The sequence below is a fragment of the Enterobacter sp. LU1 genome (assembly GCF_008271405.2).
Taxonomy (GTDB): domain Bacteria; phylum Pseudomonadota; class Gammaproteobacteria; order Enterobacterales; family Enterobacteriaceae; genus Enterobacter; species Enterobacter hormaechei_C.
Map to the genome: position 1 here is coordinate 1080517 of NZ_CP043438.2, position 16608 is coordinate 1097124.

General features: G+C 57.0%; 15 protein-coding genes and 1 other annotated feature. Of the genes, 10 read left to right on the forward strand and 5 right to left on the reverse strand.

Annotation, left to right across the window (positions count from 1 at the left end; translation table 11 throughout):
- Positions 1-11: 11 nt before the first annotated feature.
- Positions 12-539, reverse strand: coding sequence for a primosomal replication protein N'' (gene priC / locus FZF21_RS05080; protein WP_017383213.1), 528 nt, complete (start codon positions 537-539; stop codon positions 12-14).
- 50 nt (positions 540-589) lie between these two features.
- Between priC and FZF21_RS05085 the strand changes: the two genes are divergently transcribed.
- From FZF21_RS05085 to FZF21_RS05125, 9 genes are all read left to right on the forward strand, one after another.
- Complete coding sequence (locus tag FZF21_RS05085; protein ID WP_015571246.1) at positions 590-967, forward strand: DUF454 family protein; 378 nt, start codon at positions 590-592, stop codon at positions 965-967.
- 151 nt (positions 968-1118) lie between these two features.
- Complete coding sequence (apt, locus tag FZF21_RS05090; RefSeq protein WP_000127359.1) at positions 1119-1670, forward strand: adenine phosphoribosyltransferase; 552 nt, start codon at positions 1119-1121, stop codon at positions 1668-1670.
- Positions 1671-1758: 88 nt separating this feature from the next.
- Entirely contained in the window at positions 1759-3687 is a 1929-nt protein-coding gene (dnaX, locus tag FZF21_RS05095; RefSeq protein ID WP_017383214.1) for a DNA polymerase III subunit gamma/tau, read from the forward strand.
- Positions 3017-3081: a sequence feature (DnaX frameshifting element), on the forward strand. (Overlaps the previous gene by 65 nt.)
- A gap of 53 nt (positions 3688-3740) precedes the next feature.
- Positions 3741-4073, forward strand: a complete 333-nt coding sequence (locus tag FZF21_RS05100; RefSeq protein ID WP_003858972.1) for a YbaB/EbfC family nucleoid-associated protein — start codon at positions 3741-3743, stop codon at positions 4071-4073.
- Complete coding sequence (gene recR / locus FZF21_RS05105; RefSeq protein ID WP_006809843.1) at positions 4073-4678, forward strand: recombination mediator RecR; 606 nt, start codon at positions 4073-4075, stop codon at positions 4676-4678. The genes FZF21_RS05100 and recR overlap by 1 nt, the downstream gene beginning before the upstream one ends.
- Before the next feature lie 110 nt (positions 4679-4788).
- Positions 4789-6663, forward strand: a complete 1875-nt coding sequence (gene htpG / locus FZF21_RS05110) for a molecular chaperone HtpG (protein WP_015571245.1) — start codon at positions 4789-4791, stop codon at positions 6661-6663.
- 218 nt (positions 6664-6881) lie between these two features.
- Positions 6882-7526 carry an adenylate kinase gene (adk, locus tag FZF21_RS05115; RefSeq protein WP_006809841.1) on the forward strand — a complete coding sequence of 215 codons (645 nt, stop codon included), beginning with the start codon at positions 6882-6884 and terminating at the stop codon, positions 7524-7526.
- A gap of 124 nt (positions 7527-7650) precedes the next feature.
- On the forward strand, positions 7651-8613 hold the full coding sequence (gene hemH / locus FZF21_RS05120; RefSeq protein ID WP_017383216.1) for a ferrochelatase: 963 nt from the start codon (positions 7651-7653) through the stop codon (positions 8611-8613).
- 62 nt (positions 8614-8675) lie between these two features.
- Positions 8676-9980 carry an inosine/guanosine kinase gene (locus FZF21_RS05125; protein ID WP_032104066.1) on the forward strand — a complete coding sequence of 435 codons (1305 nt, stop codon included), beginning with the start codon at positions 8676-8678 and terminating at the stop codon, positions 9978-9980.
- 93 nt (positions 9981-10073) lie between these two features.
- Here the strand turns inward: FZF21_RS05125 and ybaL are convergent, their stop codons facing one another.
- Positions 10074-11750, reverse strand: a complete 1677-nt coding sequence (ybaL, locus tag FZF21_RS05130) for a YbaL family putative K(+) efflux transporter (RefSeq protein ID WP_017383218.1) — start codon at positions 11748-11750, stop codon at positions 10074-10076.
- 232 nt (positions 11751-11982) lie between these two features.
- Positions 11983-13203 (reverse strand): MFS transporter, encoded by a 1221-nt coding sequence (locus FZF21_RS05135; RefSeq protein ID WP_015571242.1) that lies wholly within the window; start codon positions 13201-13203, stop codon positions 11983-11985.
- A 164-nt stretch (positions 13204-13367) separates the two neighbouring features.
- Here FZF21_RS05135 and ushA point away from each other — a divergent pair, with 164 nt between their 5' ends.
- Entirely contained in the window at positions 13368-15020 is a 1653-nt protein-coding gene (gene ushA, locus FZF21_RS05140) for a bifunctional UDP-sugar hydrolase/5'-nucleotidase UshA (RefSeq protein ID WP_017383219.1), read from the forward strand.
- Between the two features lie 89 nt (positions 15021-15109).
- On the opposite strand, the gene ybaK is transcribed toward ushA, so the two are convergent.
- Positions 15110-15589 (reverse strand): Cys-tRNA(Pro)/Cys-tRNA(Cys) deacylase YbaK, encoded by a 480-nt coding sequence (ybaK, locus tag FZF21_RS05145; protein ID WP_010428207.1) that lies wholly within the window; start codon positions 15587-15589, stop codon positions 15110-15112.
- A gap of 198 nt (positions 15590-15787) precedes the next feature.
- The gene (locus tag FZF21_RS05150) at positions 15788-16582 is read right to left on the reverse strand and encodes a TraB/GumN family protein (protein WP_017383220.1); all 795 of its coding nucleotides are present in this window, start codon (positions 16580-16582) and stop codon (positions 15788-15790) included.
- Positions 16583-16608 lie beyond the last annotated feature (26 nt).

Consider the following 16608-nt stretch of genomic DNA (forward strand, 5'->3'; position numbering starts at 1 on the left):
AGTGGCTCCTGTTAACGGGTCAGGCGTTCAATGACGCGTTCAATCTCATCCAGCGCCTGACGGCAGCGGACGATGCGGCCTTCCAGCGCGCTGATTTCACGCATTAATAACTGCTGCTCTTCCAGCGTTTCGCTGGTGTTCAGGCGGGCTTCGCGCTCGCGCTTCATCTCAAACAGACGGCGCTCAAACTCCTGGTTCTCCAGCCGCTTGCGCTGCCATTTTCCGAGTCCCGGCGAGGCGCTGTCCCACGCCCGTAACGGCCAGGCGGCGATTTCGCGGTGCAGGGCGGTGATCTGCTCGGTAAGATGCTCCGCAAGCCACGCGACCTGTTCCTGCTGTTCACTCTCAACCGCGTGACGAAGCTCGTCGAGATTGGTCTGCGCTTCAGCAAGATAATCCTCAATGACGGTGCTGCGGGTGCGGAAGAGCTGTCGGTCAAAGCGCGGTTTCAGCGTGGCGTGGCCCATCAACGGCGTGGCCTGCGCCCGCAGCGCGATCAGCTGATTTTGCAGCCTCTCAAGAAGCAGTGCTGTTTTCAAGGCGCTCTCCAGTGGTAAAGTAGCCGTTCAGTTTGATAACGATTCGCATTATGCAGCGTACTATTTTAATCATCATTGGCTGGCTCGCGGTAGTGCTGGGCACGCTGGGTGTGGTTTTACCCTTGCTGCCGACCACCCCGTTTATCCTGTTGGCCGCCTGGTGCTTCGCCCGCTCGTCGCCGCGTTTTCACCACTGGCTTCTGTACCGCTCGTGGTTTGGCGGCTACCTGCGGCACTGGCAAAAACACCGGGCCATGCCGCCCGGGGCCAAGCCGCGCGCCATTGCCTTCATCCTGATCACCTTCGCCGTCTCGTTATGGCTGGTGAAAATGATGTGGGTGCGCATTCTGCTGCTGGCGATCCTGGTTTGCCTGCTGATCTTTATGTGGCGGATCCCCGTGGTTGATGAAAAGCAACAAAAGCACTGAAGCCTCATCATGGCGGTTGCAATTATGGCGCACAGCCAGTAAATTCGACCGTTTTCGAGCACAGGTGCGCCTGGTCAAAGGTTAAACAACTGTTACTTTGACCGACTCGTCGCGCGCCGTGAGTAACACTGTTTCATTTAGGCACAAACCGATGACCGCAACTGCACAGCAGCTTGAATATCTGAAAAATAGCATCAAAAGTATCCAGGACTATCCAAAACCTGGCATTCTTTTCCGCGATGTCACCAGCTTGCTGGAAGACCCGAAAGCGTACGCCCTCAGCATTGAACTGCTGGTTGAGCGTTATAAAAACGCCGGGATCACCAAAGTAGTAGGTACTGAAGCCCGTGGCTTCCTGTTTGGCGCACCGGTTGCGCTGGCGATGGGCGTGGGTTTTGTGCCGGTGCGTAAGCCGCGCAAACTGCCGCGTGAAACCATTGCTGAGAGCTATGAGCTGGAATACGGCACCGATCAGCTGGAAATTCACGTTGATGCCATCAAGCCAGGCGACAAAGTGCTGGTGGTGGACGATCTGCTGGCAACCGGCGGCACCATCGAAGCGACCGTGAAGCTGATCCGTCGTCTGGGCGGGGAAGTGACCGACGCGGCATTCATCATCAACCTGTTCGATCTCGGCGGCGAGCAGCGCCTGGAAAAACAGGGTATTACCAGCTACAGCCTGGTGCCATTCCCGGGACATTAATCCCGTATCTCACAACCTCGCTCAATGGGTGAGGTTGTGATAGCATTCCCCTCCATTAATTCACCTTCCAGCGTTGCAGAGCCTGCCCATGAGTTATCAGGTGTTAGCCCGTAAATGGCGACCACAAACCTTTGCTGACGTTGTCGGTCAGGAACATGTGCTGACGGCCCTGGCGAACGGCTTGTCGCTAGGTCGCATCCATCACGCCTATCTTTTTTCCGGCACCCGCGGCGTCGGTAAAACCTCTATTGCCCGTCTGCTGGCAAAAGGTCTGAACTGCGAAACCGGGATCACCGCCACCCCGTGCGGCGTGTGCGACAACTGTCGTGAGATCGAGCAGGGGCGTTTTGTCGATCTGATTGAGATCGACGCCGCCTCGCGCACCAAAGTGGAAGATACCCGCGATCTGCTCGACAACGTGCAGTACGCCCCGGCGCGCGGCCGCTTCAAGGTCTATCTGATCGATGAAGTGCACATGCTGTCGCGCCACAGCTTCAACGCCCTGCTGAAAACGCTGGAAGAGCCGCCTGCGCATGTCAAATTCCTGCTGGCGACCACCGATCCGCAAAAGCTGCCGGTCACGATCCTCTCGCGCTGCCTGCAATTCCATCTGAAGGCGCTCGACGTTGAGCAGATCCGCGCTCAGCTTGAGCATATCCTCGATGAAGAGAACATTGTCCACGAGCCGCGTGCGCTGCAACTGCTGGCCCGTGCCGCGGACGGCAGCCTGCGCGATGCGTTGAGCCTGACCGATCAGGCGATTGCCAGCGGTGACGGTAAACTCTCCACCGACGCGGTCAGCACTATGCTCGGCACGCTGGATGACGATCAGGCGCTGTCGCTTATTGAAGCGATGATTGCCGCCAACGGTGAGCGGGTAATGACCCTCGTCAACGACGCCGCTGCCCGTGGCATTGAGTGGGAAGCGCTGCTTGTCGAGATGCTCAGCCTGCTGCACCGCGTGGCGATGCTGCAACTGTCTCCGTCGGCCATTGGCGCGGACATGGCGACCATTGAACAGCGGATGCGTGAACTTGCGCGCACCGTGCCGCCGGCTGACGTTCAGCTTTATTATCAGACGCTGCTGATTGGCCGCAAAGAGCTGCCGTTTGCACCGGATCGCCGGATGGGCGTTGAAATGACGCTGCTGCGCGCGCTGGCCTTCCATCCGCGCAAGCCATTGCCGGAGCCGGAAACGCCCCGGCAGTCCTTTGCGCCGGTAGCGCCGACCGCGGTAATGTCACCGCAGCAGGTGCCACCGCAACCGGCATCGCCGCCGCCGCAAAACGTGCCGCTGTCGGATGCCACCAGTTCGGTGCTTGCCGCACGAAGCCAGTTGCAACGTGCGCAGGGAGCAACCAAACCAAAAAAGAGTGAACCGGCAGCGCCTGCAAGAGCGCGGCCGGTGAACAACGCCGCGCTTGAACGACTGGCCTCGGTAACGGAGCGCGTGCAGTCGCGTCCGGCACCGTCCGCGCTCGAGCAAAAAGCCCCGGCGAAAGAAGAGGCATACCGCTGGAAGGCGACCACCGTTGTTGAAACGGTCAAGGAAGTGGTCGCCACGCCAAAAGCGCTGAAAAAGGCGCTGGAGCATGAAAAAACGCCGGAGCTATCCGCGAAGCTCGCGGAAGAATCCATTGAGCGCGATGCCTGGGCCGCCGAGGTCAGCAAACTGCAACTGCCGAAGCTGGTGGAGCAGGTCGCGCTGAACGCCTGGAAAGAGCAGGACGGTAATCAGGTGCGTCTGCACCTGCGCCCTGGCCAGCGGCACCTCAACTCCCCTGGCGCGCAAAAGGCGCTGGCCGAGGCGCTTACCGCATTACAGGGTGTACCGGTTGAATTGACTATCATTGAAGATGATAATCCGGCGGTGAAAACGCCGCTCGAGTGGCGTCAGGCCATTTATGAAGAGAAGCTCGCGCAGGCGCGCGAGGCGATAATTGCGGATAACAACATCCAGACCCTGCGCCGGTTCTTCGACGCCGATTTGGATGAAGAGAGTATTCGCCCCATTTGATCGTGAGTCTGACTTACGGTTGTAATCCTTAACGTGAAAGAAGAGAGAAGCCTATGTTTGGTGGAAAAGGCGGTCTGGGTGGCCTGATGAAGCAGGCTCAGCAGATGCAGGAAAAAATGCAGAAGATGCAGGAAGAGATCGCTCAGCTGGAAGTCACGGGTGAATCCGGTGCCGGTCTGGTCAAGGTGACCATCAACGGTGCGCATAACTGCCGTCGCGTTGAAATCGACCCGAGCCTGCTCGAAGACGACAAAGAGATGCTGGAAGATCTGGTTGCAGCCGCGTTTAACGATGCCGCTCGCCGTATCGACGAAACCCAGAAAGAGAAAATGGCCTCTGTTTCCAGCGGTATGCAACTGCCGCCGGGCTTTAAGATGCCATTCTGATGCAAACCAGTCCGCTGCTCACGCAGTTAATGGAAGCACTGCGCTGCCTGCCGGGCGTTGGCCCGAAGTCGGCGCAGCGTATGGCGTTTACGCTATTGCAGCGCGACCGCAGCGGCGGGATGCGCCTGGCGCAGGCTCTGACCCGCGCCATGTCAGAAATTGGTCACTGTGCGGATTGCCGGACCTTTACCGAGCAGGACGTATGTAACATCTGCACGAACCCGCGTCGTCAGGAAAACGGTCAGATTTGCGTGGTGGAGAGTCCGGCGGATATCTACGCCATCGAACAAACCGGGCAGTTTTCCGGCCGCTATTTCGTGCTGATGGGGCATCTCTCCCCGCTGGACGGCATCGGCCCGGACGATATCGGTCTCGATCGCCTGGAGCAGCGCCTGGAGTCGGAAACCATCAAAGAGGTGATCCTCGCCACCAACCCGACGGTGGAAGGGGAGGCAACCGCCAACTACATCGCCGAACTGTGCGCGCAGTACGGCGTTGACGCCAGCCGCATCGCCCACGGCGTGCCAGTCGGCGGTGAGCTGGAGATGGTCGACGGCACCACGCTGTCGCACTCGCTGGCCGGACGTCACAAGATTATTTTCTGACCAAACGGAGGCTGCGCGCGCGGCCTCCGCTTGAAAATTTCCCCCCTTATCCCCATCTCTCACTCAACGTTTTACAACCCCATTAAATGGCATTGTTGAGGTCGACTTAGATGAAAGGACAAGAAACCCGTGGTTTCCAGTCAGAAGTAAAACAGCTTCTGCACCTGATGATCCATTCCCTGTATTCCAACAAAGAAATCTTCCTGCGTGAGCTGATTTCCAACGCCTCTGATGCGGCGGACAAGCTGCGCTTCCGCGCGCTGTCTAACCCGGATCTGTATGAAGGCGACGGCGAGCTGCGCGTGCGCGTCTCGTTTAATAAAGAGAACCGCACCCTGACCATCGCCGATAACGGCATCGGGATGAACCGCGACGAGGTGATTGACCACCTCGGGACCATCGCCAAATCCGGCACCAAAGCGTTTCTGGAGTCCATGGGCTCTGACCAGGCGAAAGACAGCCAGCTGATCGGTCAGTTTGGCGTGGGCTTCTACTCGGCGTTCATCGTGGCGGATAAAGTCACCGTACGCACCCGCGCCGCGGGCGACAGCGCAGAGAACGGCGTGCTGTGGGAGTCTAAAGGTGAAGGTGAATACACCGTTGATGACATCACCAAAGCGGATCGCGGCACCGAAATCACCCTGCACCTGCGTGAAGGCGAAGACGATTTCCTGAACGACTGGCGCGTACGCTCCATCATTAGCAAATATTCCGACCATATTGCGCTGCCGGTTGAGATTGAAAAACAGGAAGAGAAAGACGGCGAAACCGTGGTTTCCTGGGAAAAAATCAACAAGGCGCAGGCGCTGTGGACGCGTAATAAAGCTGAAATTAAAGACGACGAGTACAACGAGTTTTACAAGCACATCGCCCACGACTTCACCGATCCGCTGACCTGGAGCCACAACCGTGTGGAAGGGAAACAGGAGTACACCAGCCTGCTGTACATTCCGGCGCAGGCGCCGTGGGACATGTGGAACCGCGATCACAAGCACGGCCTGAAGCTGTACGTGCAGCGCGTCTTCATCATGGACGACGCCGAGCAGTTCATGCCGAACTACCTGCGCTTTGTGCGTGGCCTGATAGACTCCAACGATCTGCCGCTGAACGTCTCCCGTGAAATTCTTCAGGACAGCACCGTCACCCGTAACCTGCGCAACGCCCTGACCAAACGTGCGTTGCAGATGCTGGAAAAACTGGCGAAGGACGATGCGGAAAAATACCAGACCTTCTGGAAACAGTTTGGCCTGGTGCTGAAAGAAGGTCCGGCGGAAGATACTGCGAACGTGGAAGCTATCGCTAAACTGCTGCGCTTCGCCTCTACGCACAACGACTCCTCCGCCCAGACCGTGTCGCTGGAAGAGTACGTCTCCCGCATGAAAGAAGGGCAGGAGAAGATCTACTACATCACCGCCGACAGCTATGCGGCAGCGAAGAGCAGCCCGCATCTGGAACTACTGCGTAAGAAAGGCATCGAAGTGCTGCTGCTGTCTGACCGCATCGACGAGTGGATGATGAACTACCTGACCGAGTTCGACGGTAAATCCTTCCAGTCCGTTGCCAAAGCCGACGAGTCTATCGATAAGCTGGCGGATGAAGTGGACGACAGCGCGAAAGAAGCCGAGAAGGCGCTGGAGCCGTTCGTTGAGCGCGTGAAAACCCTGCTGGGCGACCGCGTGAAAGAGGTGCGCTTCACGCACCGTCTGACCGATACGCCAGCCATTGTCACCACCGATGCGGACGAAATGAGCACCCAGATGGCGAAACTGTTCGCTGCGGCGGGCCAGGCCGTGCCGGAAGTGAAATATATCTTTGAGCTTAATCCGGATCATCCGCTGGTGAAACGCGCGGCGGATACCCAGGACGACGCCCGCTTTGCCGAGTGGGTTGAACTGCTGCTCGATCAGTCCCTGCTGGCCGAGCGCGGTACGCTGGAAGACCCTAACCTGTTCATTAAACGTGTGAATGCGCTGCTGCTGGCGTAATCTTCCCTCACCCCGGCCCTCTCCCTGTGGGAGAGGGTGAAAGAGTTCCCTCTCCCACAGGGAGAGGGTTAGGGTGAGGGCACCAGACCGCACGAAGCCAAATTATCTCCCCCCGTTAACCGTTTCAGCCTTCCCGCCTTCCTTGAGCCATACCCGTTCTGGTGGTATTGTTTAGCGCTTTTTGAAAAATTGAATCGACTTTTGAGGGGATTTTCGCAATGCGTATTATTCTGCTTGGCGCTCCGGGCGCGGGTAAAGGAACTCAGGCTCAGTTCATCATGGAGAAATACGGTATTCCGCAAATCTCCACCGGTGACATGCTGCGCGCCGCTGTTAAATCTGGCTCCGAGCTGGGTAAACAAGCGAAAGACATCATGGACGCAGGCAAACTGGTGACCGACGAACTGGTTATCGCGCTGGTTAAAGAGCGCATTGCTCAGGAAGACTGCCGTAACGGTTTCCTGCTGGACGGCTTCCCGCGCACCATTCCTCAGGCTGACGCCATGAAAGAAGCGGGCATCAACGTGGATTACGTGCTGGAGTTCGACGTACCAGACGAGCTGATCGTTGACCGTATCGTTGGCCGTCGCGTACACGCTGCTTCTGGCCGCGTTTACCACATCAAATTCAACCCACCTAAGGTTGAAGGCAAAGACGACGTGACCGGCGAAGAGCTGACCACCCGTAAAGACGATCAGGAAGAAACCGTGCGTAAACGCCTGGTGGAATATCATCAGATGACCGCACCGCTGATCGGCTACTACACCAAAGAAGCGCAGGCGGGTAACACCAAATACGCGAAAGTGGACGGCACCAAAGCCGTGGCTGACGTACGTGCAGAGCTGGAAAAAATCCTCGGCTAAGCGCACCTCTCTCACCCGGAGCCCCGGGTGAGAAAAATTCTCATCTTACCTATTACAGCAATGGGTTTCGTTTAAACGCATTTCCGCTACAATTGACAGCCTATCAAATGGTTAAGAGGCGTGAATGAGTCAGGCGAAAACCGGCATCCTGCTTGCCAATCTGGGCACCCCAGAAGCACCTACTCCAGCGGCGGTCAAACGCTACCTGCGACAATTTTTAAGCGACACGCGCGTCGTGGATACCCCAAGACTGCTGTGGTGGCCACTGCTGCGTGGCGTCATTCTGCCGATTCGTTCCCCGCGTGTGGCAAAGCTCTATCAGTCCGTGTGGATGGAAGAGGGCTCGCCGCTGATGGTGTACAGCCGTCGTCAGGAGAAGGCGCTGGCCGCCCGCCTGCCGGACATGCCCGTTGCGCTCGGCATGAGCTACGGTAAGCCGTCCCTGGAAAGCGCCGTCGACTCTCTGCTGGCGCAGGGCGTTGAACACATTGTGGTGCTGGCCCTTTATCCGCAGTATTCGTGCTCCACGGTAGCTGCCGTCTGGGACGAACTGGCGCGCATTCTGGCGACCCGCCGCCGTATACCGGGTATCACCTTTATCCGCGACTACGCCGATAACGAGCTGTACATTCAGGCGCTTGCCAGCAGCGCGCGCGCGTCGTTTGAAAAACACGGCGAGCCGGATCTGCTGCTGCTCTCCTATCACGGTATTCCGCAGCGTTTCGCGAACGAAGGGGATGATTACCCCCAGCGTTGCCGCGATACCACCCGCGAGCTGGTCTCCGCCCTCGGCCTGCCGCCTGAGAAGGTGATGATGACCTTCCAGTCGCGCTTCGGCCGTGAACCGTGGCTCACCCCGTATACTGATGAAACGCTTAAGATGCTGGGCGAGAAGGGCGTGAAGCACATTCAGGTGATGTCGCCGGGCTTCTCGGCGGACTGTCTGGAAACGCTGGAAGAGATTGCTGTCCAGAACAAAGAGTTCTTTATGGAGGCGGGCGGAACGAAATACGAATACATTCCTGCGCTTAACGACTCCCCTGAACACATCGACATGATGGTGTCACTGGTCACCACCCGCCGCTGATCGCGTTACGGGCCGGGTTTGTGCTACCATTCCCGGCCCGTATTCTTTGCACAGTTCAGACCATGAAATTTCCCGGTAAACGTAAGTCCAAACACTATTTCCCCGTCGATGCCCGCGATCCGCTGTTACAGCAAATTCAGCAGGAAAGCGAAACCAGCGCTGCCTGGGTGGTCGGTATCGATCAGACGCTGGTGGACATTGAAGCCAAAGTGGATGATGCGTTTGTCGCACGTTACGGTCTGAGCGCCGGGCACTCGCTGGTGATTGAGGATGACGTTGCTGAAGCGCTGTATCAGGAGCTGGTGCGCGAAAATCTTATCACCCACCAGTTTGCCGGCGGCACCATCGGCAACACCATGCACAACTACTCCGTACTGGCAGACGACCGCTCGGTGCTGCTTGGCGTGATGTGCAGCAATATCGAAATCGGTGGCTATGCCTACCGCTACCTGTGCAATACCTCCAGCCGCACCGATCTGAACTATTTGCAGGGCGTTGACGGGCCGATTGGCCGCTGCTTTACGCTGATAAGCGATTCCGGCGAGCGTACCTTTGCCATCAGCCCCGGCCATATGAACAAGCTGCGCGCTGAAAGTATCCCGGAAGAGGTGATCGCGGGCGCGTCTGCGCTGGTACTGACCTCCTATCTGGTGCGCTGCAAGCCGGGCGAACCAATGCCGGACGCAACCATGAAGGCAATTGAGTACGCGAAGAAATACAACGTGCCTGTGGTTCTGACGCTGGGCACCAAATTCGTCATTGCCGACAACCCGGAGTGGTGGCAGGCCTTCCTGAAAGAACACGTCTCGATTCTGGCGATGAATGAAGAAGAAGCCGAAGCGCTGACCGGCGAAAGCGATCCGCTGCTGGCGTCTGATAAGGCGCTGGACTGGGTAGATCTGGTGCTCTGCACCGCCGGGCCGGTCGGGCTGTATATGGCGGGCTTCACGGAAGAAGAGAGCAAGCGGAAAACCCAGCACCCGCTGCTGCCGGGCGCAATCGCCGAATTTAACCAGTACGAGTTCAGCCGCGCCATGCGTCATAAAGACTGCATCAACCCGCTGCGTATCTTCTCCCACATCGCACCGTATATGGGTGGCCCCGAGAAGATCATGAACACCAACGGCGCGGGCGACGGCGCGCTGGCCGCGCTGCTGCACGACATCACCGCCAACGCCTACCACAAAACCAATGTGCCGAATTCCAGCAAGCACACCTTCAACTGGCTGACCTACTCCTCGCTGGCGCAGGTGTGCAAGTACGCGAACCGCGTGAGTTATCAGGTGCTGAACCAGCATTCACCGCGCTTAACGCGGGGGCTGCCGGAACGGGAAGACAGCCTCGAAGAGGCGTATTGGGACAGGTAAAAGCAAAACGGCAACCTGTGGTTGCCGTTTTTAGTGTTTGTTCCCTCTCCCTGTGGGAGAGGGCCAGGGTGAGGGCATCAGGCCGCACAAAACTTAACCCGTCACCGCCTCTTCAACTGGCGGTTTTGTCAGCATTGTCAGCATTGTATTCGCAATCTCACGCTCACCCATCACCACCTGATTCGCGCCGCGCTCGGTGATGTACTCCACTTCGTCATCATAATGGGCGCGGGCAATGATTTCGATATGTGGGCATTTTTCACGGGCTGTGGCGACAATCTCGCCAGCCTCGTAACCGTTCGGGATAGTGAGCAGCAGCCAGCGAGCGCAGTCCAGATGCGCCAGATTCATAATCTCTTCGTTAGCCGCGTTGCCCAGCACCGCGCGGATGCCGCGCTCGCGAAGCTCGTCGACGCGAGTGCGGGAGGTTTCAATCACTACCAGGGGGATCCCCTGGGCCATCAGCTTCTCACCGAGCAGGCTGCCGACGCGGCCAAAACCGACCAGCAGCGCGTGGTTGCAGATATCTACGGGGATCTGTTTCTCCTCCTCAATCGCTTCTTCCAGGGTTTGCTCTTCGAGGGTTTCGGTCTTCTCGAGATATTTCTCCAGCAGGGCAAACAATACCGGGTTTAGCATGATGGAGAGGATCGCCCCCGCCAGCACCAGATTTTGCCCCGCCTGTGGCAGCAGGTTCAGGGCCATCCCCAGACCAGCAAGAATAAAGGCGAACTCGCCAATCTGCGCCAGGCTGGCGGCGATGGTCAGCGCCGTGCGCGGCGAGTGACCGAACATCCGTACCAGGAAGAAGGCGGCAACGGACTTACCAAAGATGATGATTGCCAGCGTACCCAGCACGGCCAGCGGCTGCTGAATGAGGATCAGCGGGTCGAACAGCATCCCGACGGAGACAAAGAACAGCACCGCGAATGCATCACGTAGCGGCAGGGTATCGTGCGCGGCACGGTGGCTCAGCTCGGACTCGTTCAGCACCATCCCGGCGAAGAACGCGCCCAGCGCAAAGGAGACGTCAAACAGCTCGACGGCGCCAAAGGCAATGCCCAGCGCCAGCGCAAGGACCGAAAGCGTGAACAGTTCACGCGAGCCCGTGGCGGCGCTGCGGGACATGATCCACGGCACCAGACGGCGGCCCACCAGCATCATGATGGCGATAAACGCCACGACTTTACCGATGGTAATGCTCATATCCAGCGCCAGCGAGGCGAAGCCGATATTCTCTTTTTCCATCATCCCGGCAACGGCAGGCAGCAGAACCAGCGTCAACACCATTACCAGATCTTCAACAATCAGCCAGCCTATCGCGATTTGTCCGCGCTGGCTGTCTATCAGCTGTCTCTCTTCAAGCGCGCGCAGCAGCACCACGGTACTGGCGGTTGAAAGACACAGCCCAAATACGATACCGGTCATGATTGACCAGCCCAGCACCGCCGAAAGCGCCATGCCCAGCAGCGTCGCCACCCCTATCTGGGCGATCGCTCCCGGTATGGCGATCGACTTTACCGCCATCAGATCCTTCAGGGAAAAATGCAGTCCGACGCCAAACATCAGCAGGATCACGCCCAATTCCGCCAGCTCAGGCGCCAGTTTGGTATCTGCGACAAAACCCGGCGTAAAGGGCCCTGCCAGCACGCCCGCCAGCAAATAGCCTACCAGGGGCGAAATACGCAATTTATTGGCAATCATGCCGAGAATAAAAGCGAGCACAAGTCCACCAACAATGGTGGTGATAAGCGGTGTGGCGTGGTGCATTCCGTCTCCTTTCGCGATGGGTGATCCATTTTTGGTGCAAATACCAAAAAGCCGATTAATAGTTTATGACAATTTTTACGCTTATGTTTATGAATAATTGTTGAAATCACAATAAAAAGGCAATAAGCATGAAAAAAGGCAGATTTTGATAAATTTGCTGAGGGGAGGGAGAGGAAAGCCTTATGGCATCAGGTTATCCGGCTGCCAAAGTTTAACTTTGGCAGCCGTGAAGTCACGCTTTATGACGATTGTCAGGCAGGAATATGGTCAACATCCCCAGAAGTGGCAGGAAAGCGCAGATTTTATAGACCAGGAAGATGCTGGTGTGGTCTGCAACCATCCCCAACACGGCTGCGCCAAGGCCGCCCATGCCAAAGGCAAAACCGAAAAAGAGGCCGGAAACCATACCGATACGTCCCGGCAGCAGCTCCTGCGCGTAGACCAGGATGGCTGAAAATGCCGATGCGAGAATAAAACCAATAATCACCGTCAATATTCCGGTCCATTCCAGCGTTGCGTACGGTAAAACAAGCGTAAACGGCGCGACGCCGAGGATAGAGCCCCAAATGACATATTTACGTCCAATTTTATCCCCCACAGGGCCGCCTATCACCGTGCCTGCCGCCACCGCAAACAGGAAGGCAAAGAGGTGGAACTGGGCGTTTTGTACTGATAATCCGAATTTTTGCATCAGATAGAAGGTGTAATAGCTGCTAATGCTCGCCATATAGAAATATTTCGAGAAAATCAGCACCAGCAGCACGCTGACGGCAAGGATCACCTTATTGCGCGGAAGGGGATTGGTTATCTTCGCGGCAGGTTTTCCCTTATTTACGCGATGCTGCGCGGCATACCAGCGGCTGATTTGCGCCAGGACGACAATCGCCAGCAGCGCGGCCAGCACAAACCACGCCACGTTGCCTTTGCCGTAAGGCGCGATAATTACCGCCGCCAGCAGAGGACCGAGGGAGCTACCAAAGTTACCCCCCACCTGGAACAGAGACTGCGCCAGCCCGTGACGTCCGCCTGAGGCCATACGTGCCACGCGGGACGATTCCGGATGGAACACCGATGAACCGGTTCCCACCAGCGCCGCGGCAACCAGTACCGCCTCAAAGCTGCCCGCCATGGCCAGCAGCACCAGCCCGCTCAGGGTGAAGCACATGCCAATGGGCAGCGACCATGGCATCGGGTATTTGTCCGTCCAGTAGCCCACTACCGGCTGTAGCAGCGAAGAGGCCAGCTGGAAGGTCAGGGTGATCATCCCGATCTGCACGAAGGTTAATGAGAACTCAGACTGCAACAGCGGGTAGATCGCCAGAATCAGCGACTGGATCATGTCGTTGAGCAGATGAGAGAGACTGATTGCGCCTAATACTTTAAAGGAAGTGCGCGATTTCGGCGGCGACGCCGGAGCGCCCTGGACGGGCTGGGTTGATTCACTGATTGCCATAAATACCACGTCGATTTGTTATTAGAGATGCAGGGAGTAATTATTATCCGACTAACATACCCGTCCGTGACATTTGAAGAAAGTCGCAATTCTGAAAACTTATTTGTCTATTCTTGTGAGTCACTGTAATTTTTGCGTTTGTCTATGGGTCAGGGAGAGAGAAGATGAAGTTAATGAAGCGTGGCGTCGCGCTGGCGCTCATCGCCGCATGGGGGCTGACAAGCCTGCCCGCGCAGGCTTATGAAAAAGATAAAACCTATAAAATTACCATTCTGCATACTAACGATCATCACGGCCATTTCTGGCGCAGCGAATACGGTGAATATGGCCTGGCGGCGCAAAAAACGCTGGTGGACGGCATTCGTAAAGAGGTCGCGGCCCAGGGCGGCAGCGTCCTGCTGCTGTCGGGCGGGGATATTAATACCGGGGTGCCGGAATCTGATTTACAGGATGCCGAGCCTGATTTCCGCGGCATGAATTTAATTGGTTACGACGCGATGGCGGTCGGAAACCACGAGTTTGATAATCCGCTGAGCGTGTTGCGCCAGCAGGAGAAGTGGTCCAAATTCCCGTTCCTTTCCGCCAATATTTATCAGAAAAGCACCGGCGAGCGCCTGTTTAAACCGTGGGCGCTGTTTAAGCGTCAGGATCTGAAGATCGCGGTCATCGGCTTAACCACCGACGATACGGCCAAAATTGGCAACCCTGAATTTTTCACCGACATCGAATTTCGTAAACCGGCGGACGAAGCGAAGCTGGTGATCCAGGAGTTGCAGCAGAATGAAAAACCGGATGTGATTATCGCGACCACCCACATGGGGCATTACGATAACGGTCAGCACGGCTCTAACGCGCCGGGCGACGTGGAGATGGCGCGCAGCCTTCCTGCGGGCTCGCTGGCGATGATTGTGGGCGGTCACTCACAGGATCCGGTCTGCATGGCTTCTGAGAATAAAAAGCAGGCAGATTATGTGCCCGGCACGCCGTGCGCGCCTGATCGTCAGAACGGGATCTGGATTGTACAGGCCCACGAGTGGGGTAAATACGTTGGCCGCGCGGATTTCGAATTCCGTAACGGCGAAATGAAGCTGGTGCACTATCAGCTCATCCCGGTCAACCTGAAGAAGAAAGTGACCTACCCGGATGGCAAAAGCGAGCGGGTACTCTACACGCCAGAGATCGCTGAAAACCAGCAGATGCTCTCTTTGCTGACGCCGTTCCAGAGCAAAGGGAAAGCGCAGCTGGACGTGAAGATTGGCACGCTTAACGGACGACTGGAAGGGGACCGCAGCAAAGTCCGCTTTGTACAGACCAACATGGGGCGTCTGGTGCTGGCCGCGCAGATGGCGCGCACGAATGCTGATTTCGGCGTGATGAGCGGCGGCGGTATTCGTGATTCCATCGAAGGCGGAGACATCACCTATAAAGACGTGCTCAAGGTGCAGCCGTTTGGCAACGTGGTGGTCTATGCGGACATGAGCGGGAAGGAGGTGATTGACTACCTGACCGCCGTGGCGCAGATGAAGCCGGATTCCGGGGCGTATCCGCAGTTTGCTAACGTCAGCTTCGTCGCGAAGGACGGCAAGCTTAACGATCTCAAAATCAAAGGCGAACCGGTTGATCCGGCGAAAACCTACCGCCTGGCAACGTTAAGCTTTAACGCCACCGGCGGCGACGGCTATCCGCATATCGATAACAAACCGGGCTATGTAAATACCGGGTTTATTGATGCGGAAGTGTTGAAGCAGTTTATCCAGCAAAATTCACCGATTGACGTGAACATGTATGAGCCGAAAGGCGAGGTGAGCTGGCAGTAGTGCGTTTTTTTGCCGGGTGGCGGCTTCGCCTTACCCGGCCTACATTCGAATCGTAGGCCCGGTAAGCGCAGCGCCACCGGGCAATTTTCTCAATCCCGGCGCGCAATATCCGCAAATTTCGCGTCCAGCATTTTCGCCAGATCGCCTGCGGCCAGTTCGATATCCAGCCCGCGTTTGCCGCCAGAAATATAGATCGTCTCAAATTCCTGCGAAGGCGCATCGATCAGCGTCGGCAGACGCTTTTTCTGGCCGAGCGGGCTGATCCCGCCGACCAGATAACCCGTTGTGCGTTGCGCAACCATCGGGTCAGCCATATCGACCTTTTTCGCTCCCAGCGCTTTGGCCACTTTCTTCAGATCAAGCTGTCCGGCGACGGGCGTCACTGCCACGGCGAGGTGCTTCATATCGCCGTTCACCGCGACCAGCAGCGTTTTGTAGACCTGGTCCGCGTTCAGCCCCAGCTTGCGCACCACTTCATCACCAAAGTTGGTTTCGTTCGGATCGTGATCGTAGGTGTGGATCCGGAAAGAAATTTTGTTTTTTTCGAGTAATTTAACGGCGGGAGTCATGGCTATCCTTCTTACGACAGACGATTCATACCAGCAGCATACGCCTGACGTTTGTCTAAAAAATAGCACCATCTTGCGCAATAGTATTGGCAGTGATGGTTACTTTGAGCGACAATCGGCGTAGCCGAAGGTCACTTCGGTATAATAAAAACGATGAAATTCCTCTTTGACGGGCCAATAGAGATATTGGCCATTTTTTTATTTCAGCAGCGACGGCAAATTCCCTTCTCCGTACAAATGCAACGCGCCAACCGCGACAACATAACGACCGGCAGGCAGGGCATATAGTGTCTCCCGCCACGCCTGGTTGCGCGCGTTCATCAGCACATCATACAACGATTCACTGAACGTCGACGGTAACGCCAGCTTACCGTCTGCGGGCGGCGCATCCAGCCACCAGCCAATCATCGTTTGCAGCAGACGCGCGTTGGTGTGCCAGTGGGTCAGGGTATCATCCAGCAGCATCAGGCCGTCATCGGGAAGCTGGCGAAGAAGCGCAATCTGGCTGTCCGTGCCTTCCAGTTCAATGACGGACAGGTTGCGCGCCCTTGCCGCATTCAGCAGTTGATAATCGATACCGTAATCGCCGCGCAGCCCCAGGCGCTGCGCCTGGGTGGCCTGTAACACCATGGCAATTTGCCACAGGGGCAGAGTGTCGAGCATTGAGAGCGAGACGCCGGTCTCATCCGCAAGACGGGTAAGCTCAGCCAGCTGCGTCCCGTTAAGACGTTCCGCCAGGGGGCGATCGCTTTCCAGCCCGGCAAACGGCGATTCATGGCCGGAGATGTCGGCTTCGACGATCAGCGCGTCGGCGCGCTTCAGCAGTTTAATCAGGCCGGAGGGCAGGGGGGACATATCCTGCGTGCCCATATGAATGCTTCCCACCAGGTGCAGATGCTGCCCGCCCGGAAGCGAAATATCCATACCGGGCCAGGCATAACGGCGGGGAAAAAGGGCGCGAAACGATGTTTTTAGACGATTAAACAGACCCATACGCGCTCCATGATCGCAAAGGTTCA